31 protein-coding genes and 1 pseudogene are annotated in these 25057 nt (G+C 63.7%); 17 read left to right on the top strand and 15 right to left on the bottom strand.

Annotated elements, in window-relative coordinates:
* Complete coding sequence (locus N5D20_RS19085) at positions 1-951, bottom strand: acyl-CoA desaturase (protein WP_054171735.1); 951 nt, start codon at positions 949-951, stop codon at positions 1-3.
* A gap of 81 nt (positions 952-1032) precedes the next feature.
* On the bottom strand, positions 1033-1800 hold the full coding sequence (locus N5D20_RS19080; protein WP_197578640.1) for a hypothetical protein: 768 nt from the start codon (positions 1798-1800) through the stop codon (positions 1033-1035).
* 132 nt (positions 1801-1932) lie between these two features.
* Between N5D20_RS19080 and N5D20_RS19075 the strand changes: the two genes are divergently transcribed.
* The 3 genes from N5D20_RS19075 to N5D20_RS19065 are packed head-to-tail and all read left to right on the top strand — an operon-like array spanning position 1933 to position 3934.
* Complete coding sequence (locus N5D20_RS19075) at positions 1933-2556, top strand: sigma-70 family RNA polymerase sigma factor (RefSeq protein WP_054171738.1); 624 nt, start codon at positions 1933-1935, stop codon at positions 2554-2556.
* The gene (locus tag N5D20_RS19070; RefSeq protein WP_049436408.1) at positions 2553-3224 is read left to right on the top strand and encodes a ChrR family anti-sigma-E factor; all 672 of its coding nucleotides are present in this window, start codon (positions 2553-2555) and stop codon (positions 3222-3224) included. The genes N5D20_RS19075 and N5D20_RS19070 overlap by 4 nt, the downstream gene beginning before the upstream one ends.
* Before the next feature lie 17 nt (positions 3225-3241).
* Positions 3242-3934, top strand: a complete 693-nt coding sequence (locus N5D20_RS19065) for an oxidoreductase (protein ID WP_197578641.1) — start codon at positions 3242-3244, stop codon at positions 3932-3934.
* A gap of 2 nt (positions 3935-3936) precedes the next feature.
* On the opposite strand, the gene N5D20_RS19060 is transcribed toward N5D20_RS19065, so the two are convergent.
* The 3 genes from N5D20_RS19060 to N5D20_RS19050 are packed head-to-tail and all read right to left on the bottom strand — an operon-like array spanning position 3937 to position 9030.
* Positions 3937-6336 (bottom strand): response regulator, encoded by a 2400-nt coding sequence (locus N5D20_RS19060; protein ID WP_197578642.1) that lies wholly within the window; start codon positions 6334-6336, stop codon positions 3937-3939.
* Positions 6329-6796 carry a response regulator gene (locus N5D20_RS19055; RefSeq protein WP_049436417.1) on the bottom strand — a complete coding sequence of 156 codons (468 nt, stop codon included), beginning with the start codon at positions 6794-6796 and terminating at the stop codon, positions 6329-6331. Before N5D20_RS19055 ends, N5D20_RS19060 begins: the two co-directional genes overlap by 8 nt.
* Positions 6793-9030, bottom strand: a complete 2238-nt coding sequence (locus N5D20_RS19050; RefSeq protein WP_197578657.1) for an ATP-binding protein — start codon at positions 9028-9030, stop codon at positions 6793-6795. The genes N5D20_RS19055 and N5D20_RS19050 overlap by 4 nt, the downstream gene beginning before the upstream one ends.
* Before the next feature lie 266 nt (positions 9031-9296).
* Between N5D20_RS19050 and N5D20_RS19045 the strand changes: the two genes are divergently transcribed.
* Complete coding sequence (locus tag N5D20_RS19045; RefSeq protein WP_049436419.1) at positions 9297-9590, top strand: hypothetical protein; 294 nt, start codon at positions 9297-9299, stop codon at positions 9588-9590.
* A 16-nt stretch (positions 9591-9606) separates the two neighbouring features.
* Here the strand turns inward: N5D20_RS19045 and N5D20_RS19040 are convergent, their stop codons facing one another.
* Positions 9607-10092: a TspO/MBR family protein gene (locus tag N5D20_RS19040; protein ID WP_197578643.1), complete on the bottom strand. Its 486-nt coding sequence runs from the start codon at positions 10090-10092 to the stop codon at positions 9607-9609.
* 74 nt (positions 10093-10166) lie between these two features.
* Positions 10167-12350: a hypothetical protein gene (locus N5D20_RS19035; protein WP_197578644.1), complete on the bottom strand. Its 2184-nt coding sequence runs from the start codon at positions 12348-12350 to the stop codon at positions 10167-10169.
* A gap of 180 nt (positions 12351-12530) precedes the next feature.
* On the opposite strand from N5D20_RS19035, the gene nudI reads away from it, so the two are divergent.
* Positions 12531-12962: a nucleoside triphosphatase NudI gene (nudI, locus tag N5D20_RS19030; protein WP_057502819.1), complete on the top strand. Its 432-nt coding sequence runs from the start codon at positions 12531-12533 to the stop codon at positions 12960-12962.
* A 187-nt stretch (positions 12963-13149) separates the two neighbouring features.
* On the opposite strand, the gene N5D20_RS19025 is transcribed toward nudI, so the two are convergent.
* Complete coding sequence (locus N5D20_RS19025) at positions 13150-13791, bottom strand: DUF3693 domain-containing protein (RefSeq protein ID WP_197578645.1); 642 nt, start codon at positions 13789-13791, stop codon at positions 13150-13152.
* A 132-nt stretch (positions 13792-13923) separates the two neighbouring features.
* Between N5D20_RS19025 and N5D20_RS19020 the strand changes: the two genes are divergently transcribed.
* The 12 genes from N5D20_RS19020 to N5D20_RS18965 all read left to right on the top strand — a co-directional run bounded on the left by N5D20_RS19020 (position 13924) and on the right by N5D20_RS18965 (position 19529).
* A complete protein-coding gene (locus tag N5D20_RS19020; RefSeq protein WP_197578646.1) occupies positions 13924-14202 on the top strand; it encodes a hypothetical protein in 279 nt (92 codons plus the stop codon).
* Positions 14199-14375, top strand: a complete 177-nt coding sequence (locus N5D20_RS19015) for a hypothetical protein (protein ID WP_197578647.1) — start codon at positions 14199-14201, stop codon at positions 14373-14375. Before N5D20_RS19020 ends, N5D20_RS19015 begins: the two co-directional genes overlap by 4 nt.
* Positions 14365-14571: a hypothetical protein gene (locus N5D20_RS19010; RefSeq protein ID WP_197578648.1), complete on the top strand. Its 207-nt coding sequence runs from the start codon at positions 14365-14367 to the stop codon at positions 14569-14571. Before N5D20_RS19015 ends, N5D20_RS19010 begins: the two co-directional genes overlap by 11 nt.
* Positions 14561-14695, top strand: coding sequence for a hypothetical protein (locus N5D20_RS19005; RefSeq protein ID WP_279914595.1), 135 nt, complete (start codon positions 14561-14563; stop codon positions 14693-14695). The genes N5D20_RS19010 and N5D20_RS19005 overlap by 11 nt, the downstream gene beginning before the upstream one ends.
* Positions 14685-15791: a replication initiation factor domain-containing protein gene (locus tag N5D20_RS19000; protein WP_197578649.1), complete on the top strand. Its 1107-nt coding sequence runs from the start codon at positions 14685-14687 to the stop codon at positions 15789-15791. Before N5D20_RS19005 ends, N5D20_RS19000 begins: the two co-directional genes overlap by 11 nt.
* 4 nt (positions 15792-15795) lie before the next feature.
* The gene (locus N5D20_RS18995; RefSeq protein ID WP_197578650.1) at positions 15796-16107 is read left to right on the top strand and encodes a single-stranded DNA-binding protein; all 312 of its coding nucleotides are present in this window, start codon (positions 15796-15798) and stop codon (positions 16105-16107) included.
* Positions 16108-16110: 3 nt separating this feature from the next.
* Positions 16111-16362, top strand: coding sequence for a hypothetical protein (locus N5D20_RS18990; RefSeq protein ID WP_197578651.1), 252 nt, complete (start codon positions 16111-16113; stop codon positions 16360-16362).
* A 35-nt stretch (positions 16363-16397) separates the two neighbouring features.
* On the top strand, positions 16398-16538 hold the full coding sequence (locus tag N5D20_RS18985; RefSeq protein ID WP_049422023.1) for a hypothetical protein: 141 nt from the start codon (positions 16398-16400) through the stop codon (positions 16536-16538).
* A gap of 59 nt (positions 16539-16597) precedes the next feature.
* Positions 16598-16747: a hypothetical protein gene (locus tag N5D20_RS18980; RefSeq protein ID WP_279914594.1), complete on the top strand. Its 150-nt coding sequence runs from the start codon at positions 16598-16600 to the stop codon at positions 16745-16747.
* 109 nt (positions 16748-16856) lie between these two features.
* Complete coding sequence (locus N5D20_RS18975; protein WP_197578653.1) at positions 16857-17864, top strand: hypothetical protein; 1008 nt, start codon at positions 16857-16859, stop codon at positions 17862-17864.
* On the top strand, positions 17861-18208 hold the full coding sequence (locus N5D20_RS18970; RefSeq protein WP_057501157.1) for a phage coat protein: 348 nt from the start codon (positions 17861-17863) through the stop codon (positions 18206-18208). Before N5D20_RS18975 ends, N5D20_RS18970 begins: the two co-directional genes overlap by 4 nt.
* A gap of 1 nt (position 18209) precedes the next feature.
* Positions 18210-19529 (top strand): zonular occludens toxin domain-containing protein, encoded by a 1320-nt coding sequence (locus tag N5D20_RS18965; RefSeq protein ID WP_197578654.1) that lies wholly within the window; start codon positions 18210-18212, stop codon positions 19527-19529.
* Between the two features lie 13 nt (positions 19530-19542).
* Here the strand turns inward: N5D20_RS18965 and N5D20_RS18960 are convergent, their stop codons facing one another.
* The 7 genes and pseudogenes from N5D20_RS18960 to N5D20_RS18930 all read right to left on the bottom strand — a co-directional run.
* Positions 19543-20019: a hypothetical protein gene (locus tag N5D20_RS18960; RefSeq protein WP_197578655.1), complete on the bottom strand. Its 477-nt coding sequence runs from the start codon at positions 20017-20019 to the stop codon at positions 19543-19545.
* A 67-nt stretch (positions 20020-20086) separates the two neighbouring features.
* The gene (locus tag N5D20_RS18955) at positions 20087-20410 is read right to left on the bottom strand and encodes a DUF3653 domain-containing protein (RefSeq protein ID WP_197578656.1); all 324 of its coding nucleotides are present in this window, start codon (positions 20408-20410) and stop codon (positions 20087-20089) included.
* A gap of 672 nt (positions 20411-21082) precedes the next feature.
* Positions 21083-21808 (bottom strand): DUF6602 domain-containing protein, encoded by a 726-nt coding sequence (locus N5D20_RS18950; RefSeq protein WP_026070607.1) that lies wholly within the window; start codon positions 21806-21808, stop codon positions 21083-21085.
* Between the two features lie 135 nt (positions 21809-21943).
* On the bottom strand, positions 21944-22876 hold the full coding sequence (locus N5D20_RS18945) for an AAA family ATPase (RefSeq protein ID WP_017355006.1): 933 nt from the start codon (positions 22874-22876) through the stop codon (positions 21944-21946).
* Positions 22876-23391, bottom strand: coding sequence for a hypothetical protein (locus N5D20_RS18940; RefSeq protein ID WP_026070608.1), 516 nt, complete (start codon positions 23389-23391; stop codon positions 22876-22878). The genes N5D20_RS18945 and N5D20_RS18940 overlap by 1 nt, the downstream gene beginning before the upstream one ends.
* A gap of 7 nt (positions 23392-23398) precedes the next feature.
* Complete coding sequence (locus tag N5D20_RS18935; protein WP_026070609.1) at positions 23399-24364, bottom strand: CBASS oligonucleotide cyclase; 966 nt, start codon at positions 24362-24364, stop codon at positions 23399-23401.
* 215 nt (positions 24365-24579) lie between these two features.
* Positions 24580-24800: pseudogene (locus N5D20_RS18930) on the bottom strand (integrase); the annotation flags it as partial.
* Positions 24801-25057: the final 257 nt, after the last annotated feature.

Raw genomic sequence — 25057 nt, 5'->3', positions numbered from 1 at the left:
TCAGTACCTCGCCTTTGCCAGCACCCACTCGGGGATGGCCTTGAGTCCCTTGACCAACCCGAACGCCGCCATCACGCGCAGGCCGTACCAGGTCAGGTCAATTTCCCACCAGCGGAAGCCCTGGCGCACGGTGCCCGGGAAGAAGTGGTGGTTGTTGTGCCAGCCTTCACCGAACGTCAGCAGAGCCAGCCAGAGATTGTTGCGGCTGTCGTCTCGGGTCTCAAAGCGGCGACGACCGAAGCGATGAGCCAGCGAGTTGATGGTGACCGTGGCATGGAACAGCACGATGGTGGAAATGAAGAATCCCCACACCAGCAGCTGCGGGCCGGAGGTGTGCAGGCCCGGAGCCCATTGCTCCAGTGCTGCACCCAATGCATACAGGCCGATGGCCAGCAGCACGGGAATGGCGGTATCGAAACGGTCCAGCCAGCGCAGCTCCGGGAAGCGCGCCAGGTCCGGCACCCGCGACAGGTCGGTGGCGAAGGCTTCGCGGGTCAGGAACCAACCCATGTGGCTGCGCCAGAAGCCGCCTTCGCGCGGTGAATGCGGGTCCAGCGGCTGGTCGGCGTGGCGGTGATGGTGGCGATGGTGGGCAGCCCACCACAACGGCCCGCGCTGTACGCTGGACGCGCCGATCACCGCGAACACGAACTGCACGGCGCGCGGTGCCTGGAAGGTGCGGTGCGAAAAGTAGCGGTGATAGAACGCGGTGATGGCAAACATGCGCACCGCGTAAAGCGCCGCGGCCACGACCACCGCCGTCCACGACACGCCCACCCAGATCACCGCGATGCACGCTAGGTGCATGAGCGCGAACGGCACCGCTCGCAGCCAGTCGATGCGGCCGGGCTGTTCCGAGTTGGCATCCGCAGCGTTGCTGGTATCAACCCAACGCTGCAGGGTGTGCACCAGGCGCCAGCGTCGACGGGGGAGGGGCGATACAGAGGCCATGGCGGATCTCGGCGGGTGTCGTGTCTTCCTGTACGCAGCAGAATGCGTAATGGATGCGACGAGTTGCGGTGAATGTCGGCTTCACGTGTTCGTGACGGGGCAGCGGTCGACCAGTGGCTGCGCCCACGCCTGCTGCCACTCCGACGCGGGGCGTTGCGCGGGAGGTGAGCCGAAGCGCACCGTCACCTGCGGATAGGTGCCGCGCGCATCGCGCAGGTTGCTGGTGCCGTTGAATTCCAGCAGGCGCCGGTCGGCGCTGGCATAGACCAGCGACAGGCGGGGCGCGATGCCGCCATACCAGGTGTCCAGGCTGACCTCGATGGACTGGGCGTCGATGCCCTGCCAGCGCAGGGTGCCGGTATGCCGGACCTGCACCGGGAAGTAGCGCTGCCGCCCGGGCACCAGGAAGGGCAGCGAAATGCGTTCGCCCTGCATCAGCGCTGTCCAGTGCAGGCGGACCGCCGCGTCGAATCCCGCATCGATCACTGCGTCCGGCGGCAGATCGAGCCTGCGCTGCCGGGGCGGGCTGGCGGCATCCTCCTTCCAGGCGACCGACACGGCACCGCTGGCGGTCTCGATCTCGGCCGTCTGGCCGCTGCGTCGGTCCTGCAGCGAATAGCCGCGAGCCTGCGCAAAGGGGCTGGCCGGCAGGTGCTTGCGGGCGAACGGCTGGCCACCCGGGCACTGGTACAGCACCCAGCGCTCGGCACCCTCGCTTGCATCGCGGCGCCAGTGCACTTCCCGGTAGAGGATCCGGCCCTGCGAGGACGTTGCCACGCCCTCGCTTCGCAGCCAGGGGGCCGCCAGCGCGGCATGGGGCAGGCACAACAACAGCCAGGCGATGCGCATGGACTTCATCCGTAAGGGCGGGTCGAGGTCGTACGGCAGGCGGGGCGGGTTGGATGCGCAATGCGGGCTGCATCCAATTGCCATTCCCGCCCGTACAGGGAACAGACCTTCACCCGCCCGCCGCGAACGCAGATGTACCCTGACGCCGCCAGCACCCTCGCCAACTTCAACAGCGCACGCACCGTGTCCAGCTCCCAGCAGCCCAGCAGCGAGCCGAAAAACTGGGCCGGTGACATGGACGGTGTCGCGCGGCTGCGCGACCGCGACTGTTTCATGCGGATCTATGACCATTTCATGCCGCGCCTGTGCGTCTATCTGCGCGGGCTGGGCGCACCCGACGCGGTGGCCGAGGAGTTGGCGCAGGAATGCCTGCTGCGCCTGTGGCTGCGGGCGGCCGACTATGATGCCGCGCAGGGTGCGCTGAGCACCTGGCTGTACCGTATCGCCCGCAACCTGCATATCGACCGCGTGCGCCGCGAGCGCAGCTGGATGCAGGTGCAGGTGGCGGTGGAGCACGCCGCGATGATGGACGTGGTCGAGCGCAGCAGCGCCGAACAGTTCGCCGACCAGGCCCGGTTGCGCCAGCGCATCAACGAGCTGCCTGCGGTGCAGGCGCGGCTTGTGCGCATGTCCTACTTCGAGGCCAAGAGCCACAGCGAGATCGCCGAGGCGCTGGGCATGCCGCTGGGCACGGTGAAATCGCACCTGCGACGTGCGTTCCTGCAATTGCAGTCGAAAGTGGGAGGTGCGCTGTGAATCCGCACCACCATCTACACGAATCCACGCTGATGAGCTACGCCGCGGGCGCGCTTCCGGCGCCGTTGAGCATCGTGGCGGGCGCGCATCTGGAGCAGTGCCCGCACTGTCGCCAGCGCCTCCGCGAGGCCGAGGCGATCGGATCGGTCTTGCTGGAACAGACCCAGCCATCCACGGGCGATCTACGCCGCGAGCAGTTGCGCGACGCGATGTTGATGCGGCTGGCGACGGACGCGCCTGCCGTGGCAGTGGCGTCGCGGCCCGCTTCGAGAGAGCGGCCCGAAGCCGATCCGGACCATCTTCCTGCTTCGCTTCACCCGTATTTCGGCGCGTCGCTCAGCGGCCTGCGCTGGCGCTGGATGGCGCCGGGCGTGCACTGCATCCGTGCAGAGCAGATGCCTTCGCTGATCATGCTGAAGATCGCCCCGGGCAAGTGCCTGCCGATGCACAGCCACGGCCGCAGCGAGCTGACCCAGATCCTGCGGGGCTCGTACAACGATGCGCTGGGGTTGTTCGCGCCCGGCGACGTGGCGGACCTGGATGAGGACGTGGAGCACCAGCCGGTGACCGCGCCGGGGGTGCCGTGCATCTGCGTTTCGGCGCTGGATGCGCCGCTGGTATTCAGTGGCTGGTTGGCGCGGAAGATCCAGCGCTTCGTGAAGCTCTAGCGGGGCAGGAGACGGTGATGGCCAGGGTAGAAGCATTGCGTATTCTGTTGACCGGCGCCGCCGGGCTGGTGGGGCAGGGCGTGGCGCTGGCCTGCCAGCGCTCACCGCATGTCGGCCATCTGACCGCGCTGGTACGGCGTCCGGGCAGCCTCAACGGTGCGGGCAGCGAGCGGGTCGTGCCGGATTTCCTGCGCATCGATGAGCAGCGTGACGATCTGGCTGGCTTCAACGCGTGCTTCTATTGCGCGGGCGCACCTCCGGTGGGCACCGCCGAAGCCGAGTACCGGCGGGTGACGCTGGACACCACACTGGCCGTGGCCCGCGCGTGGGCCGCAGTGAATCCCGACGGATGCTTCCTGTATGTGTCCGGCGCCGGCGCGGACCCGCAGAGCCGGGTGATGCCGCTGCGGATCAAGGGCGAAATCGAACTGGCGCTCCGCACGATGCCGGTGCGTACCGTGATGCTGCGCCCGGGCGGCGTGCGGCCGGTATCGGGAACCGGCACGCGCCACGTGGTGCTCAAGCCCTTGTACTGGGGTGGCGCACCGCTGATGAAACTGGCTGGCGCACTCGTCCCTTCACTGGTCACCAGCAATCTGGCGGTGGGCCAGGCGATGATCGCACTGGCCGGACGGGAGCATCCACCTGCGACGGTGGAGTGCGCGGACATCAACCGGATCGCAGCGGGAACACCTGATCCGGCGCGTTGAGCTTAGTGCGCTGCGGCGTCCAGCACGGTTCGCACCGCCTGTGCCAGGTCACTTCGGGTAAATGGCTTCGGCAAGAGAGCAGCAGCCCGCCCTTGGCTGCCCACCGCATCGTGGTCGCGCGGATAGCCTGACGTGAACAGGATGGCCACGTCGGGCCAGCGCTCGCGAACCTCGCGGACCAGTTCCCAGCCCGACATGCCGGGCATCACCACGTCGGAGAACAGCAGGTCGACCTTGGTGTCCGGTCGCTCCAGCAGGCGCAGCGCCGACGGTCCGTCGTGCGCTTCCAGTACGCGGTAGCCCAGCAAGCGCAGTGAATCAACCGTGTGCGCGCGCACATCGTCGTTGTCCTCGGCCACCAGGATGGTTTCCTCGCGCGGCGCGTAACCGGCCAGGCCAGACTGCTGCGCACGCGCTTCGCAGGGCAGGGCCAGCGCCGAACGCGGGAACATCATGGTGATGCTGGTGCCGGCACCCTCCACCGAATCGATCAGGACGTGGCCGCCGGATTGCTTGACGAAGCCGTGCACCATTGACAGGCCGAGCCCGGTGCCGCGGCCGACCTGCTTGGTGGTGAAGAACGGCTCGAACACGCGTGCCAGCGTGGGCGCATCCATGCCGTGCCCATTGTCGCGTACCCGCAGCATCACGTACTCGCCGGGTTCGGCGTCGGGGAACAGCGCGGCGTAGTCGAGGTCCAGATGGCTGTTGTCGACCTCGATCACCAGCCGGCCACCGTGGGGCATTGCATCACGGGCATTGACCGCCAGGTTGAGCACCGAGGCCTCCAGCTGGCTGACGTCGATCTCCACGCACCAGATGTCCTGGGCGCTGCGGATCTCCAGCTGTACCAGCTCGCCCAGCGCACGCTGCAGCATGTCGTGCATGTCCAGCAGCCGGTCGTTGAGGTTGGCCGCCTGGCTGTGCAACGGTTGGCGGCGGGCAAATGCCAGCAACCGCTGGGTGAGGCTGGCGGCACGACCCACGCCTTTCAGGGCATTGTCCAGGGCGCGGCCGACCAGCGCGGCCGGCTCACCGGCGCGCTCGCTGAGCAGCATGGCGTGCTCGACGTTGCCGGAGATGACCGTCAGGATGTTGTTGAAGTCGTGGGCGATGCCACCGGTCAGCTGGCCCACGGCCTCGATCTTCTGCGACTGGCGCAGCGCGTGCTCGGCCTGCAGCCGGGCGGTGGTTTCCACCGCTTCGGAGACCACGGCCGTGACTACACCTTCGGCATCCACCAGTGGACGGAACGAGAAGTCGAAGCTGCGCCGTCCGGTAGGCAGCTCGATATCCAGCGCATGCAACGAGCTTCGGCCGTGCACGGCATCGGCGACGGCCCTATCAACGGTCGCGGCGACCTCCTCAGTCATGGCGAACCACGGAGACCGCGCATAACGTTGGCCCACTACATCCTTCTTGTCGGCCAGCACGGCGGCCAGCGAGGCGACGTTGGCATCGACCACGCCGCCGGAAAGATCGAGCAGCACCTGGTGCTGGAAGCTGGATTCGAAAATGGCCTGCAGGCGGCGCTTGCTGGCCCTCAACTCGGCCGTGCGCGCCTGGACCTGGCGCTCCAGGGCCTGGTTGTCCTCGCGCAGCGCCAGCTCGGCCTGCTTCAGCCCGGAAACATCGCTGCCCAGGCAGATATAGCCGACCACCGCGCCGTCGCCGCCACGCTGCGGCACGCAGTCCATCTGCACGAATCGTGACTGCCCACTGCGATGGGTCATTTCCACCTGGAAGCTGGTGCGCTCGCCCTGAAGCACGCGCTCCAGGGCAGGTAATGCGTGTTCAAACGCAGAAATCCCACTGACTTCCCGTGCCGTGCGGCCCAGCAGTTCTGCAAGGCTGAAGCCATGCCAGTCCAGAAACGCCTTGTTGGCAAACCGGTAGCGATGGTCCTTGTCCAGCTGGGCGATCAACGCAGGAACGGCGTCGGTCACCTGCTGCAACTGGGCCTGGCTGTCGTTCAGTGCGGCCTGCGCATTGGCCAGCTGGGCGCGCTCGTGCGCCTCCTGGCGGGCGCGGCGGATCGCATCGGGCAAGCGTTGCAGGCGTTGCTTCACCACATAGTCGCGGGCACCGCGCGTGAGTGCCTGGACCGCCAGCTCCTCGGTCAGCGTGCCGGAAACAAAGATGAAGGGCGTCTGCGGAACGCGCTCACGCGCCAGCGCAAGGGCGGCGTCGCCATCGAAACCCGGCAACACATGATCGGCGAGAATCACGTCGAACGCACGGTTGTCGATGGCCTCGATGAACGCGTTGCGGGTCCACAGGCGCTCGGCCTCGAAATCGAGGCCGGCACGCTGCAGCTGGGCGCTGATCAGCTCCGCATCAAGTGCGCTGTCCTCCAGCATGAGGATGCGCAGGCGCTCGCTGCGGCGCGATCCATCACGCATTGTGCTGCCCCGAGCCGTTGGGGCGATGCGGCGGTGGCTGGTTGGTGATGCCCCAGAACATGCCCAGGCCCTGGATCGCGTCGAAGAATTCCTTGAAGTCGACCGGCTTCACCACGAATGCATTCACACCCAGTTCGTAACTGCGCACGAGGTCCTGCTCTTCGCGGGAAGAGGTCAGCATGACGATCGGGGTGCTGCTCAGCTGCGGATCCCCGCGAACCTGTTCCAGCACTTCCAGCCCGTTGACCTTGGGCAGCTTCAGGTCCAGCAGCACCACCACCGGGCCGCCGTGCATGGCGCCGGCAAACTTGCCTTCGCAGCGCAGGTAGTCCAGCGCTTCGGCGCCGTCGCGTACATGGATGACATCGTTCAGCAACTGGCAGCGCGACAATGCGGCCAGCGTCAGCTCTGCATCCTTGGGGCTGTCCTCAACCAGGAGGATCGGCCGCAGGTCCCTCATGGGTGATCTCCTGTGGAACGGGGTAGGGTGAAGTGAATGGTGGCGCCCATGCCGGGCTCGCCCTCGGCCCAGGTACGGCCGCCATGGCGGCTGATGATGCGACGCACGTTGGCCAGGCCGATGCCGGTGCCTTCGAATTCCTCGACGTGATGCAGGCGCTGGAACACGCCGAACAGTTTGTCCACATAGCGCATGTCGAAGCCGCAGCCGTTGTCGCGCACGAAGAAGTGATCTTCGTCGTCACTGCGCTCGTGGCCAACCTCGATCACCGCCTGGTCGCGCTCGCGGGTGAACTTGATCGCGTTGGCCAGCAGGTTCTGCCAGACCAGGCGCAGCATCGTCGGATCGGCTTCGACCTCCGGCAGCGGTGCGAGCGTCCACTGCACGTCGCGGCCGGCGTAGTCCAGGGCCAGGCTCCGGCGCACATCCTCGGCCAGCGCGGTCATGTCCATCCGCACACGCCCCAGGGTGGAGCGCCCCATCTGCGAGAAGCTGAGCAGGTCATCCACCAGTGTTCCGGCGGACTTGGCCGATTCCACGATCGTGTCCAGGAAGCGGCGCTCGGTATCGTTCAGGCGCTCGCCCGCCGAGCTGCCCAGCAGTTCGGAATAGCCGACAATGTGACGGAACGGAGCGCGCAGGTCGTGGCTGACCGAGTAGGAGAAGGCTTCCAGTTCCTTGTTGCTGCGGAGCAGCTGCTCGTTCAGTTCGGCCATTTCCTCGGCCTTGCGCAACACGATATCGACGATGGCCGTGCGCATCTCGTGTGCCGCGTCGCAGTCAGCATCGCTCCACGGCAGGCTGCGCTGCTGCACGGTCTCCTTCCAGGCCTCGAACGAGTTGCGCGGAGACAGCGCCACGCCCGGTGCTGCTTCCTTGCGGGGATCGCCACCCCAGCGCACGGTGCGCACCACTTCCGGCCGGAACCACATCAGGTAACTGTCATGCAACTGCGAAATGGACACCGCCAGCACGCCGCTGGCTACGTCGGCCAGGTGCACGGCAGGTGACCAGTCGGCTGCCAGGTGATCGGTGCAGTAGGTTTCCTGGCCGGCCTGCTGCGTGGCCAGCCAATTCGCCAGGGCCAGCACGTCGCTGGCAGAAGGGCATTGGCCCATGCGCATGCAGTCGCCCTTGTGCACGATGGCCGCGCCAGTGGCGCCGGTCAGCGATAGCAGGCTGGCCTCATCCATGCGCAGCGCGGCAATGAAGTCCTCGTCGCCGGCCATGCGCGCGAGCAGCTTGACCAGCACGGAACGGCGAGCCACGCGTTCTTCGATCGCGCGCGCACGCTCCTTCAGGGCAATCTGCAGCGACAGGATCTGGCCCATGAACTCGCAGGCCGTGCGCACGTGGTAGGGCAGGCGGCGCGGCTGCACCGTATGGCACGACACCAGCCCCCACAACTGGCCCTCATGGACCAGCGAGACCGACATCGACGCCCCGGTGCCCATGTTGCGCATGTATTGAAGGTGGACGGGGGACACGCTGCGCAGCACCGCCAGGCTAAGATCGGTCGGCGGTGCATCCCGATGGGCCTCGGCGCGCATCAGCGGGGCAGGGGTGTAGTTGTTGTCTGCGATCAGCCGCACGCGGTTGCGGCGGTACAGCTCACGGGCCTGCGCAGGAATATCCGATTCAGGGAAGCGCAGGTCCAGGTACGAGGGCAATAGGCCATTGCCGTCCTCGGCCACCACGACGCCGTTCCAGCCGGCGTCGAACTGATAGACGAGGGTGCGATCGAAGCCGGTGAGCCGGCGCATGTGCGCGGCGGCCAGTTGGCACAGGTCTTCCACCGTCGAGGCCGATTCGATAGCGGTCATCAGCTCGCGGATGGCCGGATACAGTTCTTCCAGCGAGCCCGGTTGGCCCGGGACCGGTGCTTCCAGCTCGACAAGGAGGTCGGTGGCGGAGCGATGCACGAGCAGCTGGTGCCGACCGTGACCATCCAGGTGCACGGCGCCCACATGCGCACTGCTGCCGATGGTGGCCTGCTGGAGCAGCGCCTGGAAGGGCGCCAGCACGCCACCGAGTACCTCACTGACGTGCTGAAGCAACGGCTCGCCGAACTGCTGAAGGACGCTCGGCTGACTGATGGCGCGCTCGCGCACCCGCAGTGACTGCGGCTCCAGCACCAGCAGCACACCGTAGGGCTGGATCGCGCCGGGTGTGTGGATCGGTTCGCGCGCACAGCGGGACAGGGCAAGGTCGTGCGTGGACTCGGCAGATGGTATCAAGGGCGGGACTCATGATTCATGGATGGCTGGAAAAGCCCGGCGATACATCCGGCTAGCAGGGATGGTGAAGCAAAACTACGCATTCGCCTACCACCTGATGCATGTGAAAGGCATTTCATTCAAACCTGAATTCTTCATCTACGCAGCGACAAACGATGTGGAAGGCGTCCGTGCAAAAGTTTCGCAGCCGGTGCATGTTGGCTGCACGCCAACTCGACAACGATTGCCCTACGGTGATCCCACCTTCAACCGTTGCCACGCCCGTGAACCTGCAGACGCTGCCATCTCTTCCGTATCGCATGCTGCCTGACAGCTGCCAGTTTGAACTGCTGGATGTGGATGCCCTGCAGGATCCTGCCAGCGGTCGTCTTCTGCATCTGTACTCACTGGTGGCCCGCTGCCTTTCCTGCGAAACGGTGTTCAAGGCAGAGGAAGGCCAAGGGTTGGTGAGCCATTCTGCAGCCAGAGTGGTGCGCTGCCCCACCGGCTGTGGCCAGCAGGCCTTCAAGCCCTCCCTGTTGCGGGCGTGGCGCCCGCAGGCCATTGCCCAGGCCTGATTCAGATGTGTTGCGCTCACAGCAGTGCGGGATTGGCGCGCCACACCGCGTAGTTCAGCGCGCAGGCAAACACGATCCAGGCCAGGTAGGGCAGCAGCATTACTGCCGCAATGCGGCTGACGCGTGCAAACCTGACAATCGTGGCGCACACCAGCGCGATCAGCAGAAGAATGTCCGCGAACGCAAGAGCGCCAAGCTTCCAGCCGAAGAACAGCCAGCTCCACAGTGCGTTGACGGCCAACTGCAGCAGATAGAGTCGCAGCGCCGTTTGCGCGCCGCGCCAGCCGCGCTCGCGCCAGACCCACCAGGCCGCCACCGCCATCAGGGTATAGAGCAGCGTCCACACCGGGCCAAAGACACCGGCCGGCGGCGCCCACGCGGGCAGGGCAAGCGAGGCATAGAAGGAGGCCGCCGATGAAGATGCCCACGCGCCCAACGCGGCCGCAGCGAAGGTGATCGCCAACCAGCCCAGAAACCCGGAAATCTGTGTGCCGTGCTTCATTCCGATACCGCTCCTTGCTCCGTATGCCCCTGCATACGCTTGAAAGCGATGTTTGGATGCAGGTGCCGCGGCTTTCAGTCTGAAGATCCGTCCGTACTTGCCGGCAGCAGGGATGGGCGCTCGTCAAACCACTCGCGCGCCTTGGCCAGGTGCCACTGGCGCTGGTCGCCATCCAGTTCGATGCCCGCTCCCAACAGCCCCCAGCGCAGATAAAGGTCGCCGCGCTTGCGCTGTTCCAGCAGATCCAGCCGCGCGCGCACCGACAGCCGATCATTCTCGGCCTGCAGGCCATCGATCACCAGATGGCCGGGGCGCCAGCGCAGCCTGGCCTGTGCATCCACCTGGCCGGAATCCAGCAGCGACAAGGTCCAGCGCGGGTAGTCCGTGCGCTCGGCGAACAACGCCAGCAAGGGGCGCGCATCACTGAGCGTCAGGTCGGTGGTGGCGTCCACCTGGAAGGGCGATTGCGCATCGATGCGGCCGCGCTTGAAGGCCGCACGCCCTTTCCACGCAGTCGAGCGTTCAGTGCCGGCCACCTGCACGTTACGTAGCTCGACCGTGGTGCCGGACAGATCAAAGTGACGCTGGTTGAAGTCGCCCCGGCGCAGCGTTGCGTTCACGTCCACATCGCCGCCCATGTCCAGGCCGGCGACCTTGGCGCTGGTGTTGCGCCCCCGCAGGCGGGCCGTGCCATGGCCAACGCGGCCATCGGTATCGAGGGTGGCATCACCGCTGAGTGAGCCGGTGCCGCGCAGCAGGCGCACCTGCTTTGAACCGAGATAACGGTTGTAGGCCGACAGATCTGGAATCGTGGCTTCGCTGAAGCTCAGGTGCGCGCGCACGCCCTTGCGCAGCTCCTGCAACCGGCCGTCGCCGGTCAGGTCCAATGCCAGATCGCGGCCGTCGAACAGCCGAACGTCCCTGGCATTGGTGGGGCGCGCGGTGAAGCGGGGCAGGCGGACGGCAAGCAGGGCCTGATTTGGAGCGCCTGACTTCAGTTCCCCGTGCGCGCTGGCGGTACCGGCAAGCCGGACGCCGGCGACCTCGGCAACTGCTTCGGCAGAGGGAATGTCCACCGTGCTGCCTTCGCTCAGCTCGCCGTTGCGCAGCCGGAGGTCTGCCTTCAGCGTGCCGCCGCCGTCCAGTTGCAGCCACGGTCTGCGGACGAACAGGGCAGGGATCCAGTTGAGCGAGGTGAACGTCCATGCGCCGCGCACCGTGCCGGAACTGCGCTCCAGCAACTGCGCCGGATCCTGGAAGGGAATATCACGGCCCGTGATGTGCAGGTCCGCGTCCACTTCGCTGCCCGACCCGGGCTTTGGCGGCAGGCGGGCCTGCAGGCGCAGGTCGTTGGCCACATTGAGCTGAAGGGCCAGCACGCCGCGATCGGGAGCGCCGTCGCCAAGATAGAGCGGCACCTGCCAGAGAGCGTGGTCGCCGGGTTGCAGTTGGCCGTCGATCAGGTGTGCCGAGAGCTGCAGGCGGCCGGGCACCGGGGCGCTGGAGATCTTCGGGGTGGTTGCATCCGTATCCATGCGCAAGCCCTGGCTGCGTGCATCAACGTCCAGCTGGGCATGCAGGATTTTCAGCTTGGCGAGCCCAGGCGCCTGGTCCCGGTAATGGCGCGGGTAGCTGAAGCGCGCGGCAAGGTTCATGTCATCCAGCAGCTGCACGCCATCGAAGCTGGTGTCCGCACCCTTGAACGTGACGGTTGAATCGAGCAGTTCCGAGGGGCCACCGCGCAGCTGCTTGATGAAGCCGACCGTGCCCTGGCCCTTGCCGATGATCAGCAGCTTGCCGAAACGGGCGCTGCGGATGCTGTCGCTGTGGATGGCATCGAAACGCAGCGTCCAGCCCTCGTCACTGCGCGGGGGCGGCGGAATGGCCTCGTCAACGCGGCTGATCTCGGCCGATACGCCCGTGGCCTGCAGGCGCGGAACCCGTACTTCGCGCTGGAACAGCGGCAGGACTGCCAGCCTGGCGCTTGCCCGGTCGGCATGCAGCACGTAGACGGTGTGGTTGACGTGGCCGCGCATGTGCACGTTCCAGGCGATCACGTGGCCGGGCAGCAGGGTGATGGCCGGGCCCGTGGTCATCACGAACTTGTGCGGCTTGCGGTTGGTGACCTGGTCGAACAGTGGCGTGTTGAGGAAGATGTTGCCGGCCAGGAGGTAGGCAACATACAAGCCCAGCAGGATGTAGATGGCAATGCGCCGTCGCCGGGGCAGGTGATGTACGGGCGCAGGAGGAGGGGACATGAACCACTCGAACAACGAGGACCCCCGCACTATTGCGAAGTGACCGGCGGCAGCATGTGAAGCCGGCGCGCCGCTCAGATTCGTTGTGGCCTGCCACACTAAATCAATTGCAACCCATCGGAATGCCGCCGGGTTTCATACAATCCTTCCGGCATCTGCCCAACATCCAAGGAAGACCCTGTGAGACAACGCGTCATCGTATGCCCGCTGATCCAGAACCAGGGCGCCTATCTGCTGTGCCGCATGCCGTTGGATCGTGGTGCATTTCCGGGCCAATGGGCACTGTCCGGCGGTGGGCTGGAGCCCGACGAACGCATCGAGGAAGGCCTGCGCCGGGAGATCCGTGAAGAGCTGGGGCACGCGCTGCAGATCGGTGCCGTTCAACCATGGACCTTCCGCGACGACATCCGCACCAAGCTCTATCCGGACGGTTCCAGCGAGCAGATTCACATGATCTACCTGATCTTCGACTGCGAAGCACTGAACCGTGACGTTACGATCAACGAAGAGTTTGATGCCCATGCCTGGGTGGAACCGAAGGATCTGGGTGCGTACGACCTCAATGCGGCGACCCGGATCACGCTTCTGGCGAAGGGGCTGCTTTCGAGCTAGTGCAGAAAGGGGCGCCAGGTTGAGATGGAGGGCCTGCGGCAGCGGACTGCCATAGGCCATTAACGTGACGCGTCACGCCGGACGGAAATCACGTTCCTGTCATGGCAAGTGACCGGCCGATGCAATTGGAGGCGGGAGAACGATGAAGGTCCTGCTTTGGGCGCCTACAGCTTTGTTTGCCTTGCTGTCATTGAGAGCGTTGGCTTTCGTTGCCTATCAAGGACTGAATGGACCCGCCTTTGAAGAGGAAGAGATCATTGTCGCGGGGGGTGGCTTGGTCTGCGGCTGGATCGCCTGGGTCATGCACAAGACTCTGATCGGACGATGGAGGAAGCCGTAGCAGCCAGGCCGCGAGGGGCACGCTGGGGAGGCTGGCTTCTTGGCTTGGCATAGCAAGGCCGGTGATTGAGGCGAGCGGTACGCGAGCGTCCTCGGAGAGGCTTTGAACATAATATACAGAATGGGTCAGTAGACCGCCGCTAACCGCCTGATTTTGGGCGGTTTTTGCGTTTGCGAGGCCCGGCATCGACAGCGCTACCAGCGCGACGACCGCAGCCGCCGCGCCCATTCGGTCCAGCATCAGCCGCCACAGGGCACGTTCGGTCGCCGTCGTGGCGCGCTCGGCATGGATCATGGCGATCCAAGTCGGGCCATCGAGCTTCGCAAGAGCGCAAATCTGCGCAATTCGCTCATCAGAGATCGGTTTTTCGCCCGCGCGGGCCTTCGACAGCAGCTGCCTCTGAATTCCCAGTCGGGCCGCCAAAGCGTTGTCAGACGGGATTCCCGTGCGTTCGCGGGCGGCATCTAGCAGTTCACCTACGGCGGTCATGGTGTCCTCTTGGTTGACAACTTGTGGTCCTTTTAGATTACATGCTCCGCGTGGTCCAGATGGACCACACCCGCCACCGGCACCCCAAGGCCGTGGGCGGGTCCCCTTGGGGGCTTGGGGTAGGGGACAGGGATGATCGATCCGCTCATTACCTTCGTGCTGCTGGCGGCCATCGTGGCCGTTTCGATTGGCAGCGCCAAACTGGTTTCGTGGTGCCTCGACCGGCGTGGGGAGTCCGCCCGTCGCAGCGCACACGAAGCGGCCTTCGTAGCCCAGGCACGCGCCGAACTGGCCGCAACCGGCTGGACCCCGAATCGCGAAACGCTCTATCAGGCCGAAATTGCCGCCACCAAGCGCGGCGACCTGCTGGCCGCTGCTCGCTACGCCGAAGAGCAGGGGCGCGCCGCATGAGCAGGTTTCCCTCATTCGCCGAACTGGCGGAGTTCGATATGGGTCTTGCGGCGTGCGCCGCGCTCATCGCCGTTTGGCTGGGAGCGGCATTGCTCTCCATCGTGATCGAGCAGGCATGGCTGGGGCTTCGTCGCCTGTGGAAGCTCGGCAAGGAGCGCTCCAATGGCCGCTGAGTGTTTCGTCATCAACAGGGCGGATTGGGATCAGCTGATGCTGGTTTTCGGCGGCATGTGCCTGCTGATTACCGTCTTTTTCGTGTTGTCGCTGATCGATTGGGATGTGTTCTGGCATCTCCTGCGGCACTACGTGAGGGTGCAGCTGCGTCGCCGTCGCATTTCCCGTATCCGGAGCGCTGCCAATGGCCGTTGATCAGTTCCGCGAGTTCCTCCGCGATCCGTTTGTGGTCGCCGTGCTGGGCGGCGTGCTGCTAACCGGCTTTTATTGGTCGCTGGTGTTCGCCCTGCGCTGTAAAGGTGGCCCCAATGGCCGGTGAGCGCGCGGTGCTGGCCGAGTCGGGACTCCCCTCGTCTAACAGGGGAGTCAGTGAATTCAGGAACGCCGATGGAACCCTGACGGTCGGCATTGACTGGTTCTCCGCTTCCATCGATCTGTGCGCAGCGCTGGACGAACTTGCGTTCCGTGATGGCGACAGCTTCGAAGAGGTCCGCCAGTGGATCGAGTTCTCCCCGGAGAACGCACGCATCGCGGCCCTGCAGGTGTTCTGCTGGTTCTTCGCCGGGCTTGGCCTTGAACTGGATGAGGCGGCGGGCGGCGGGCGCTTCTACACGTGGCGCATCAAGATCATCGACGCGGCCAAGAAGTTCGTCGGCATGATCGAGCTTGGTGGCGAAGAGTGCCGTCGCGCAGATGGGACGTATACCGCCCGCATCGAGCTAACTGGTGATGGATGCAAGGCGATAGGCGCAGCGCGCTGCGGCCATGCGCAGCGGTGGCTGGAGCTTCGAGCGAAGCTCGAAAGCTGCGCCGGAAGGATCACCCGTGTTGACGTCTGTGCCGATGACCTGGTGGGCGAATACCCATTGCGCCTCGCGCAGAAGTGGTACGAGGAAGGCGAGTTCAACAATCGCGGTCAGCGCCCCAAAGCCCAGCTGGTGGACGACTACGACAGCGGTGACGGCAAGACGTTCTATGTCGGTGGCAAGAAGTCGGAAAAGCAGCTGCGCGTCTACGAGAAGGGTAGGGAGCAGGGCGACAAGAGTTCGCCGTGGGTGCGCTATGAGGCGCAGTTCCGCAACTCCAACCGCAAGGAACTGCCGCTCGACATTCTGCGTGATCCGGCGTCCTACCTGCTAGGTGCCTACCCGGTTTTGTCCTTTCTGCGGTGCGTCGCCACGCGTATCGAAATCACGAAAGCGGCCGTCGAGGCCACGTGGAAGAGCGTTCGCCGTCACATCCGCCGCCAGTACGGCGCGGCCCTCAACTTCATCGCCAAGAACTGCCCGGACGATCAGTCCCTGCGGTCGGTAATCGAATCCTGCACTTCGCCATCGCTGCCGAAGTGGGTCACAGGCGACACAGCAGCGCACTGGCCCGAAATCGCGGCCGTACAGCCAACCTCAAAGGGGTAACGAAATGATCCAGAACGTCATCAAGGTCACCGTCCTGTCGTCCAGCGTTGATGAGCGCGGTGGCAGCTTCAAGAACGATGCAGGCGAGAGCGTGGAGTACACCACCCGCAAGCAGAAAGCCAAGCTGGAAACGGCCGGCTTCGCCTATCCGTTCGATGTGCGCCTGGACAAGGGCCAGCAGCCGTTCGCCGAGGGCGAATACGAACTGGACGTTGCCACCATGGCGCAGGTCAACAAGGGCGTGCTGTCGCTGAGTAAGTTCACCGCACTGCGCCCGCTGCCGAAGGCTGCGCCGCGCGTAGCCGGGCAGGCCTAAGTCATGAGCCTCTGCGTTGCTTTAGGGGAAAACGGAACGCTGATCCCAACCGGTCAGCCCGTCGATCAGTGCACGGGGTATGTGCTGATGAGCAGCGCGGAGGCTTCCTCCGTCGCCATGTTCGCCGAGGCGTTCAAGGTGCCGGACAAAGAGGTACTCGCAGGATGGGCGTCGGGGCCGTTCATTCTGATCATGACCTTGTATTTGGCTGCGCACATCGGTGGCCGTGTTGCAGCTGTGTTCGACAAATCGTAGGCCGCCATCAACTCAATCAATGAAAGGGGATTTACATGGATTTCGAATCGATTCTGACCGGCCTGTCGGTCGCTGCCGCGCTCACCGCCATCGGTGGTGGTCTGGCTCTTATCGCCGTCGTCGGCTTCTCCCTGTGGGGCGGCCGCAAGGTGGCGGGTCTGTTCGGTAAGTCGTAAGCCGAGTAGTGATGGGGTAGGGGAGGCCATGCCTCCCCTTTCTATTTCAGGGGAGCGATATGGACTATCGGATGATCATCGGAGGCCTCCAGGTCGGCATGGTGGTTCTTGCGGTGCTGGGCGGCTGCGCCGTCATTGCGCAGTTGAAGTTCGGCCTCTGGGCAGGCCCGAAGGTGGCACGGCTGTTCTTGATGCGAGGGGGCAAATGATCCTCTGCCTGTTTGCCGGGTTCATCAGCGCCCTGTGCGGAATCGCCGTCTGCATGGGGATCGATCGGTGACGGCTCAGTGGCTCGGATTCAAGTTCACAGGTATTGGCATGCTTCTGGCGGCTGCGAACTTGCTCGCACTCGGCTTGGACACTGCGTCAGCGCAGGACATGTCGTTCTGCACGCGGCTGGGCGACAAGTGCGATGAGGGCATGGCTTTCGCCTCCGCAACCGCGTACGCCACTTTCAAGACTCAGGCACCGAATAGACAGGCCTGTGTCGTAAGGCAGTCCGGTTCTGTGTTCTTGGCAGGATGGACGAACCCGGGCAACGTTTGCGGTCCCAGCAACGTGGCAGAGGGCCAGTACTACAACTTTGTATCGCTATGCACTGCCCGTGCAGAGGAATTCGGTTGGCAGGGCGGGGAAACCGCAGCAAGCGTCAACGCATGCCATAAAGGATGCATGTACACCAGTGCGCTTGATCCACAGGGTACTGCTGGTGTCTCGTTCATGCCGACTGGCGGAACGTGCACCGAGTCCGACGCCCCAGCACCCACACCGGCTGGTGATGGTGGCGAGGAAGGGGGCGGCGATGGTGGTGGCACGGATCCGGGTGGCGGCGATGGTGGAGGCGACAACGGGGGCGGTGATGGCGATGGCGGCGGCACCAATCCGGGCGGCGGTGACGGAGGCGAGGGAGGCGGTGAGGGCGGCGGTGATGGAGATGGAGACGGGGACGGAGACGGGGATGGCGGTGGTACCGGCCCTGGGCCCGGCCCAGGTCCCGGAGATGGCGATGGCGATGGCGATGGCCCCGGCCAGCCGGGCGGCGATGGGGACGCGTTGTACAAGCCGGAAGGCAAGACCGTGGAGAAGCTGTACGACGAATTTGCCGAGCGGGTGAGCAAGGCCCCGATCATTGATGCCACCAAGAGCTTCTTTGAAATCAGTGTCAGCGCCTCTTGCCCGATCTTCACGTTCCCAGCCACGCCGTATTGGGACGCCATGACGTTCGACTTCCTGTGCAAGCCTGAAATCGTCGCCATCCTTCAACTGCTGGGCTGGCTGCTGCTCGCGTTCGCCGCCTTCCACGCAATCAAGATCGCGCTCACATGATCAACCTAATCGCATTCGTGACGCTGCAAGCTGGGTGGCTCAACGATCTGACCGAGTACATCCGCAGGCAGGTGGAACGCCTGTGGACCGCCATCGTTGAGTTCTTCCGTGATCTTGTGCTGTACGCGATCGAACAGGTCCTGGACTTGGCCGCACATGCGCTGGAAAAGCTGCCGGTGCCGGAGTTCATGACCGAGTACAAGCTCGGCACCCTGTTCGCAAATGCGGGGCCGACCATCGCGTGGTTCGTCAACATCTTCAAGATTCCTGAGTGCATGACCGTGGTGTCGCTCGGGATCGTGTTCTTCATCACCCGGAAAATTCTGACCTTGGGGAAGTGGTGACATGCTAGTTTTCAACGAGGGCGTGCCGCGCGCAGGCAAGAGCTACGACGCGGTCAAGAACCACATCCTGCCCACGCTCAAGAAGGGGCGTCGGGTGTTTGCGCGCCTCAACGGCCTGCACCATGAGCGCATCGCCGAATACTTGAACATGCCCGTGGATGAGGTCCACAAGCTGCTGACGCTGGTTGAGACCAAGGACGTTGCAACGACCTTCGTATGCTCCAGGCATCCAGAAACCGGCCAGTGGTGCATCCCCGATGAGTTCAAGGATGCGCTCGTCGTGATCGATGAGGTGCACGAGTTCTACGTCGCACAGCGCAACCAGCTGCCGGAGGAAGTGGAGAACTTCTTCGCCCTGATCGGCCAGAACGGCGGCGACGTGCTGATCATGACGCAGTGGATTAACCGCGTGCATCAGGCGGTGAGGGCGCGTATCGAGCGCAAGAACGTTTTCCAGAAGCTCACGGCTGTGGGCCTGAAATCGCGCTACCGGGTCACGTATTACCACACCACCAGCCCGGGCAAATTCGAGGTCGTTGGCGGCAAGACGCTTAAGTACGATCCGGCCATCTATCCGCTGTACCACGGCTATGCGGTCGGCGCTGAGAATGCAGAGGTGTATGAGGAAGGTGGCACCAACATCTGGAAGCAACTTGCCCCCAAGATCGCCATTGCTGCCGTGGGCCTTGTGGTGGGAATCTGGGCGTTCGGCGGCTACTTCATCAGGATGATGGGAGACGATGAGCCGGAAGCTGCTGTAGAGGCCCCGGCAGGCACCAAGGCAACGCAGGGGCAGGGTGCCCACAAGCCCATCAGTACCGGCGCTGTGCCGGCCGCGGCCGTTGCAGTGCCCGCCGCCGATCCACTGGCCGGGATGACCGTCGAGCAGCGCTATGTGGCCGCCATGACGCAGGCGAACCGGATTCGGTTGGCCTTTACCGCCCAGTTCGGGGAGCGCTCGGTGGGAATGGTCGAGTGGGTCGACGGCTCAGGGAACACGGTCGATCAGTTGACCTTCGATGCACTGATTGCAATGGGCTACCGGCTCAGGGTTGCCGTATACGGGGTGCGCCTCACGGCGGGTTCGTTTGAGACGGTCGCCACGGCGTGGCCGAGGGAAGCACCCCGGCGCGAGGAAGAGCCAACGTTGTACCGCCTGGACAGTGACCGTGCTGCCGCTGATTCTGCGAGCGTAGCGAGTGGAAGCGGCGGCGGCGCGGGCGCGGTCATGGCGGCGAGTAGTGGGGGCGCTATCGTGCGCGTAGGAGAGCGCCCCATGGGCACGTTCCCGGAATCCAAACCCTACCCGCCAAGCTTCTGATTATCGTGATGCATCACGGGCAGCGGTCGCGCGGCGAAAGGACCCAGCCGCCGTCTGCCGCCATCTGCCGATAGGGTTTGCCTGCAAAGCACTGCACATTGTTCGATGGCTGGTCACCGCAACGGGAGCCGGGCAGGTTCTCCCAGCCACCGTCGATTCGGCGGAACATCATCCCGTTGATGCAGCGCAAGCCATCATTTTGACTACGGAATGCGGCCTCGGCTTGCGCGCGGCGTGTCCTGACGTTTGCAATTTCGGTGGCGCTCGGCCGCGTTTCAGCTTCGGCCCGCGCCGGGAGTTCCGAGCGTTGGGACTCTGCTGGCTGACCTGGACCCAGAAATCGCTGGTTCCATGCACTGTTGGTGCGACCAAGCATCAGGACGCCAATCGTGCCAAGGCTCAACAGCGTGAGAAATCCGGTGATCAGCCATGGGAAGTTCCAGCGACTGCGCTGGATTGGCGGCAGGTAATCCGGTCGTTCGCGTTCCATACGTCCCCCAAGGCGTCCTGCGCGCATTGTAGCCGGGGTGTAGGGGCAGCGCCCCTACGGAAACGCCTCACACGCGCTGGCGAGACCTCGGCCCCGGTACCGGCAGGACACCTGCAACAGGATCGGCGTCAGGACCAGCCATCACCGTGGAAGACCGCTTCGCGCGGCGGTGGGCAACCTCAGCCAGGTCAACGATGCCTGCACGCCCGAATGGCCGTTTCTGACCACCTCGGGCAATCTCCATCATTCGGCGCCATTCCTGCGCCTGTGCGGCCAGCAGGGACAGCCAAGCAAGGTCCTGCGGTTCCAACTCGCGGCCTTCGGGTGTGACCAGTCGGCCACCCTTAAACGAAAAACCGGCCCAAGGGCCGGTTAGGTTGCGATCACGCACAATCAGGCTCCATGCCACAGCAGGGCTGTTGCACGCGCAAAACTATGATTCTGTATCTCATTGATTAATCAATGGATCGATGCGGTGTTGCACCACAATCGCGCGCGCGCCAATGCTGTGTAGTTGGACATTGCACAACGCTAGTGCATGAATTTGGTGCGGCGCCAATGCACGGCTTCTAATTTGAGGCAAAGCCAATGGAGCGGCTGTGCCCGGCGGCGTAGTTCAAACGAGCGTAATCAATGCTGTGGGGACTGGAATGCTCTTGTCCGGCAGGCTATCGATGATTGTGGCCGAGCCGCTCTCGCAGCAGTCGAGGTGGCCATTGGAGGTTGCGAACCTCTTCCTTTAGGTCGGCCCCGCCACGTGGTCGAGGTGGGGCTCGGACTCGGACTCGGAGGAAGGGATAGTCGCGGCATCGCTAGAGATTCAGCCAGCCTCGCGCTGGCCCGCTGACGCTGATTGTGCACAAGCTAATCGCGCGACGCCCCAAGTTGAAACATCCGTGCTCCGGGCCGGAAGGCAGCGACCTCACTCGGTGCACCTCGAGCTGGGCACGAAGCGCGTGAAGCCTAGAGGCGTCTCCCTCAGGCAAGCTTCCTCGCTAAACAGCGCGGAGTACCCGGGCAGGCATGCCTCATGTCGCGCCCAACAGCTGCCATGACCAAGCCATCACTTCGTCAGCCACTGGCCGTAAGCCTCAACATCAATCATCGGTACGGTCCCACTGAACTGAAGTTGGGCGATGAGTTTGAAGAGGAACGCCGTCGCGGGCTTGTTCTCATTCACAAAGAGATAGCGATCCTTGGAATGGTCAAAGAAGAAGTGACCATGCGCAGCAACGCAGCCAAGGTCCAAGCGCCCGTCGCCGGGATTGGCGGTCAGTGCCCTTTCCAGGGAGGGCCCAAGCGCTGGACTCCAGTCACTTTCAAAGGTCAGCAGCCCGCCAAGAATTGGCATCAAGGCCTTTGGCGGATAGACCCCACCCGCGTGCGGGATTGGCAGGCTAGTGCGCTGCAACTGTCGAACGCTTGCCACCTTCTGCTGGGCGTACGCCACCAGCTCTGCATTCGCTGTCTGCTTGGCTTCGAACACCGCATAGACGCTCTCGGCAGGAACAATGATTTCACCCTCGTAGGTGAAAATAAACGGTGAATACTGCCGATCGAAAATCACCACATCAATCTGCTGGCTGAAATTTCCTTGACTATCCACCACGTGTGCCTTCGCAGCTTGATAGCGCTTTGGTAGGTAGGTATCCAGCAAGCTGATCCACACGTTCTCACTGGCATCCCCCTTGGACCCTGGGTGATTGAACGTCTTCCGGACAGTGGCAAGGCGCAGCTGAACATCCTCATGCAATGAAGAAAGCAGCTGTGAAAGTGACCATTGGGACATCTTGGGACCTCCATACACTCAGCAGCAGGCGCTTGCCTGGTCAACAATGTGAAATAGCAGCGACTGGGGTGGGGCAGCCAGCTGTGCCACACGAAACAGTGTCAGCGGCGCCCCGGCGCGTGCTGGGAAGGCATCTCAGCCATGATCCTGAAACGCCGGCGTTGGCTGCATTGGGCGAGCAATCTCAAGCGCGCGTTTGCTCTCAATCGATCGGTCTGGATAAGCATCTAGTACGATCGAGGGGATCAACCGCTGTGTGATGTCAGAGTAGGTGAAGCCGACCTCTTGTCCATCCTTCGCTCCAGTGGCCTCTACCAGCCCTTCGATCTGCACGGAGGATAGACCCAGCGGTCGCAACTGGTGTTCCAGGACGTAGCGTCGCTGAGCTGAATCAGGACGGTTGAAGGTCAAAATGTCAGCGGCGCGACGGCGTACGGCCGGATCCAGCGCGTTGAGGCGATTGGTGCACATGATCACGGCGGCGGGCACCTTCGTCTGCGCCAGACGATCGATACCCCTGATGAAGGCATTGACCCCTGCTCGATCCTCATGGTGCATCTGCGCCGATTCCCGAGACTGGGTCAGCGCATCGGCCTCATCCACCAGCAAGATGACCCCTCCGGTGCTTTTTCCGCGACCTTGCAATTTGGTCGCTTCTGCCAGCGCGTAGTCGAACGCTGTGGTGAGTAGCTGGGTCATCTCGCCAACCTGTCCCTTGCCTCGGGTGGCCAGGCTGAGCGGGAACAAGGTGATATCAATCTTCTCCTGTCGCGCCACGGCATCACCGATAGTCTCTGCCAATTCGGTTTTGCCAGAGCCGACGTCACCGGAAAGAATGACCAAAGGAGGTCGGCGCAGTACGGAATCAAGCAGCGTTGCGGCACCTGGGTGATGGCGCTTGGCCCACAATTCCAGGCCAGCTGGGTGGACTAGCAGGCCGAGAATCTTCGACAAGCGAGCCTTCTGATCGTCCACGCCAATCAGCCGATCCAATCGGGTGCGGGCGTCGATGTCCGGATAGATGCGACGTTGATCAAACAACTCGTCAAGGGTTGGCTTTGAGTGCATTAGTAGCTCCTGACACTGAGGCGGTCGAGTGCCTTGCCACCCGCAGAGTAGCTGCGGTCAGACACCAGGCTTCCGCTGATACCAGGCTCGGCTGCCCCGGTACGCTGAAATGGAAGCGACTTTTCAAATGACTCCCGCTGAGGAGCCGACAGCGTGAACCAGGCAGAGGAATACGTCAGGTAGTTGTAGAAGCTCGCCCCGGATACATCTGCGCCTGGGCGGAGCTTGCCGGGATCGTCATCGATTCCGGACATGCCTGCAAGATCTTTTGCGGTGTAGCGCAGTGTGGGCTCGATCCAGTTATCACCCCGCTTGAAACCGTAGGTGACTGTGTCCAGATAGCCGGCCTTCAACAATTCAACCACTTCGGTCTCATAAGCGGCGATTCTGTCATCGCTGGGCGCCCCATAGAAGCGCTGCATACGCTTGAGGTCGGCGGCCAATTTCGCTGCCATGTGGCGGGCATGAGTGATCGTAAAGGTGCTGGTGCTTGATTGTGTGTAGCTGCCAGTCATAGGGCCCTCACGCTTGGAAGGAAGAGCCGAAGACCTTTTGCCAGTAGCGCACGGTCTCCTGCTTGGTCGGTGCAGCCAGTGCCGCATCAATCGCGTCGCCGGCATCCAATGCCGCCTCGACAATGGCATCGACCTGCGCGTGACCGTACAATTTGGCCACGTTGTTCTTCTCGTTCACCGGATCAATGATCTGCATAGGCTCGGAGAAGGCGGCGATAATGGCGGTAGGGTAGTAATCCTGGAATGCGATTTGTTCGCGAAGGCCGCTCTGCGCCACGTAGGTGAAGAAGTGCTGGAGCGCTTCGGGGTAGTTGGAGAAATCACGCCCCTCATCGCACAGCTTTGCCAGGATCATCTCGATCATGAAGGACTTGAAACGAAAGCCGGGAACTTCCGTCTTCATGCGCCTTGCCCAGAACTTGACCAAGCGCACCACCTGCACAAAATCCGAAGGCTGCAATTGTTTACGCCGCTTGGCAAACTCTAGGTGCCGGGGAATGCTGGTTCTCAAGAACGAGCCATCATCCTGACTGACTAGGTTGCCATACCAGTCAGGATCGCCGTCATAGAGGATCGGCACCACGTCCACATCCAGCCCAGAACCTTGGAACGAGACTGTTACGGAGTAAGTCTGGGGCTTGACTTGTTCGGGCTTGAAATTTGGATAAGCCTTTCGAAGCCGCTCTGCCAAGTACTCCAGCAGCCTCCCAATGTCCTTGGGGGCGTCTGCCCCACTGATGTAACAGGCCACGTCAATGTCGTTGAGCGACCGCAATGCGGTGCCTTTTGCCAGACTTCCCGAAAGGATCATCTTTCGAAGGGTGAAATCCGGGTGCTGCCCTAGGTAGGTCTCCAGACGCTCTCTCAGTCCACGCGCCTGCGCGCGTAGCTCATTGGCTTTATCGCGTGGCAGATTGACCCGATCGTCGGCAAAATTGACAAGCTCCCTATGGCCTACGTGCTGCGTTCCCATGCATCGATCTCCAAGCCGGGCGCGTGCCGACCGGCGGATAGGTGAGGTGGTACTGCGACTTCCCCGCTGCCAACTTGCCGGCTCGTTGTCGCAGGAACTGCGACTCTTCCCCGATCACGGGCCGGAAAGCTGATAGCTCCCGATCAACATTGGGATGGCTTTCACAGTTTCAAGGGCGTGGGTGGGTGCCGGGACGCGGCGCGCCTGGGACGGGCTCAATCCGCGTCGAGCAGCCGTGCGGCCGGGTTGTGCTGGGCGCCGCCCTGCTGGAAGTAGCCAGCCGCGCTGGCCACCGAGCGGTGATCGGTATTCGCCATCAGGGCGGGCAGCGCCAAGCCTTGGTGCGCCCCTTCGGTGATGAAGCCCGAGCGCAGGTTGTGTCCGCCGAAGTCCCCTCCAGGCCGGCGAGTGCGGCGCGGTGCTGGATGACCACGGCGGTGGTGTGGGGCGCCTATCGCCAAGTCAACCCGGGTGCCCGCACGCGGCAGGACAGCGCGTCATCGGTGATCCTAGCGGTGGGCAGTATCCGCAACTGACTGGCGCACAACGGCAGATGGTGCGCGAGGAGTACATGCGGGGCACCTAAGGTCTTCGGTTTGGGGTGGAAGTCCCGCTGGTCCAGTACGTCATTCAGGCCTATCGCGCGGCGCCGAACCCTCAGCGTCATCTTGCTCCTGACTATCTACTGATGGT

Source organism: Stenotrophomonas sp. GD03877 (assembly GCF_029840555.1).
Taxonomy (GTDB): domain Bacteria; phylum Pseudomonadota; class Gammaproteobacteria; order Xanthomonadales; family Xanthomonadaceae; genus Stenotrophomonas; species Stenotrophomonas geniculata.
This window is presented reverse-complemented; position numbering and strand designations above follow the sequence as displayed.

Excerpts from the sequence above, each read along its gene's own strand:
- N5D20_RS19085 (WP_054171735.1), bottom strand. The coding sequence starts at position 951 with ATGGCCTCTGTATCGCCCCTCCCCCGTCGACGCTGGCGCCTGGTGCAC.
- N5D20_RS19080 (WP_197578640.1), bottom strand. The coding sequence starts at position 1,800 with ATGCGCATCGCCTGGCTGTTGTTGTGCCTGCCCCATGCCGCGCTGGCG.
- N5D20_RS19075 (WP_054171738.1), top strand. The coding sequence starts at position 1,933 with ATGTACCCTGACGCCGCCAGCACCCTCGCCAACTTCAACAGCGCACGC.
- N5D20_RS19065 (WP_197578641.1), top strand. The coding sequence starts at position 3,242 with ATGGCCAGGGTAGAAGCATTGCGTATTCTGTTGACCGGCGCCGCCGGG.
- N5D20_RS19060 (WP_197578642.1), bottom strand. The coding sequence starts at position 6,336 with ATGCGTGATGGATCGCGCCGCAGCGAGCGCCTGCGCATCCTCATGCTG.
- N5D20_RS19055 (WP_049436417.1), bottom strand. The coding sequence starts at position 6,796 with ATGAGGGACCTGCGGCCGATCCTCCTGGTTGAGGACAGCCCCAAGGAT.
- N5D20_RS19040 (WP_197578643.1), bottom strand. The coding sequence starts at position 10,092 with ATGAAGCACGGCACACAGATTTCCGGGTTTCTGGGCTGGTTGGCGATC.
- N5D20_RS19035 (WP_197578644.1), bottom strand. The coding sequence starts at position 12,350 with ATGTCCCCTCCTCCTGCGCCCGTACATCACCTGCCCCGGCGACGGCGC.
- N5D20_RS19025 (WP_197578645.1), bottom strand. The coding sequence starts at position 13,791 with ATGACCGCCGTAGGTGAACTGCTAGATGCCGCCCGCGAACGCACGGGA.
- N5D20_RS19020 (WP_197578646.1), top strand. The coding sequence starts at position 13,924 with ATGATCGATCCGCTCATTACCTTCGTGCTGCTGGCGGCCATCGTGGCC.
- N5D20_RS19015 (WP_197578647.1), top strand. The coding sequence starts at position 14,199 with ATGAGCAGGTTTCCCTCATTCGCCGAACTGGCGGAGTTCGATATGGGT.
- N5D20_RS19010 (WP_197578648.1), top strand. The coding sequence starts at position 14,365 with ATGGCCGCTGAGTGTTTCGTCATCAACAGGGCGGATTGGGATCAGCTG.
- N5D20_RS19005 (WP_279914595.1), top strand. The coding sequence starts at position 14,561 with ATGGCCGTTGATCAGTTCCGCGAGTTCCTCCGCGATCCGTTTGTGGTC.
- N5D20_RS19000 (WP_197578649.1), top strand. The coding sequence starts at position 14,685 with ATGGCCGGTGAGCGCGCGGTGCTGGCCGAGTCGGGACTCCCCTCGTCT.
- N5D20_RS18995 (WP_197578650.1), top strand. The coding sequence starts at position 15,796 with ATGATCCAGAACGTCATCAAGGTCACCGTCCTGTCGTCCAGCGTTGAT.
- N5D20_RS18990 (WP_197578651.1), top strand. The coding sequence starts at position 16,111 with ATGAGCCTCTGCGTTGCTTTAGGGGAAAACGGAACGCTGATCCCAACC.
- N5D20_RS18985 (WP_049422023.1), top strand. The coding sequence starts at position 16,398 with ATGGATTTCGAATCGATTCTGACCGGCCTGTCGGTCGCTGCCGCGCTC.
- N5D20_RS18980 (WP_279914594.1), top strand. The coding sequence starts at position 16,598 with ATGGACTATCGGATGATCATCGGAGGCCTCCAGGTCGGCATGGTGGTT.
- N5D20_RS18975 (WP_197578653.1), top strand. The coding sequence starts at position 16,857 with ATGCTTCTGGCGGCTGCGAACTTGCTCGCACTCGGCTTGGACACTGCG.
- N5D20_RS18970 (WP_057501157.1), top strand. The coding sequence starts at position 17,861 with ATGATCAACCTAATCGCATTCGTGACGCTGCAAGCTGGGTGGCTCAAC.
- N5D20_RS18965 (WP_197578654.1), top strand. The coding sequence starts at position 18,210 with ATGCTAGTTTTCAACGAGGGCGTGCCGCGCGCAGGCAAGAGCTACGAC.
- N5D20_RS18960 (WP_197578655.1), bottom strand. The coding sequence starts at position 20,019 with ATGGAACGCGAACGACCGGATTACCTGCCGCCAATCCAGCGCAGTCGC.
- N5D20_RS18950 (WP_026070607.1), bottom strand. The coding sequence starts at position 21,808 with ATGTCCCAATGGTCACTTTCACAGCTGCTTTCTTCATTGCATGAGGAT.
- N5D20_RS18945 (WP_017355006.1), bottom strand. The coding sequence starts at position 22,876 with ATGCACTCAAAGCCAACCCTTGACGAGTTGTTTGATCAACGTCGCATC.
- N5D20_RS18940 (WP_026070608.1), bottom strand. The coding sequence starts at position 23,391 with ATGACTGGCAGCTACACACAATCAAGCACCAGCACCTTTACGATCACT.
- N5D20_RS18935 (WP_026070609.1), bottom strand. The coding sequence starts at position 24,364 with ATGGGAACGCAGCACGTAGGCCATAGGGAGCTTGTCAATTTTGCCGAC.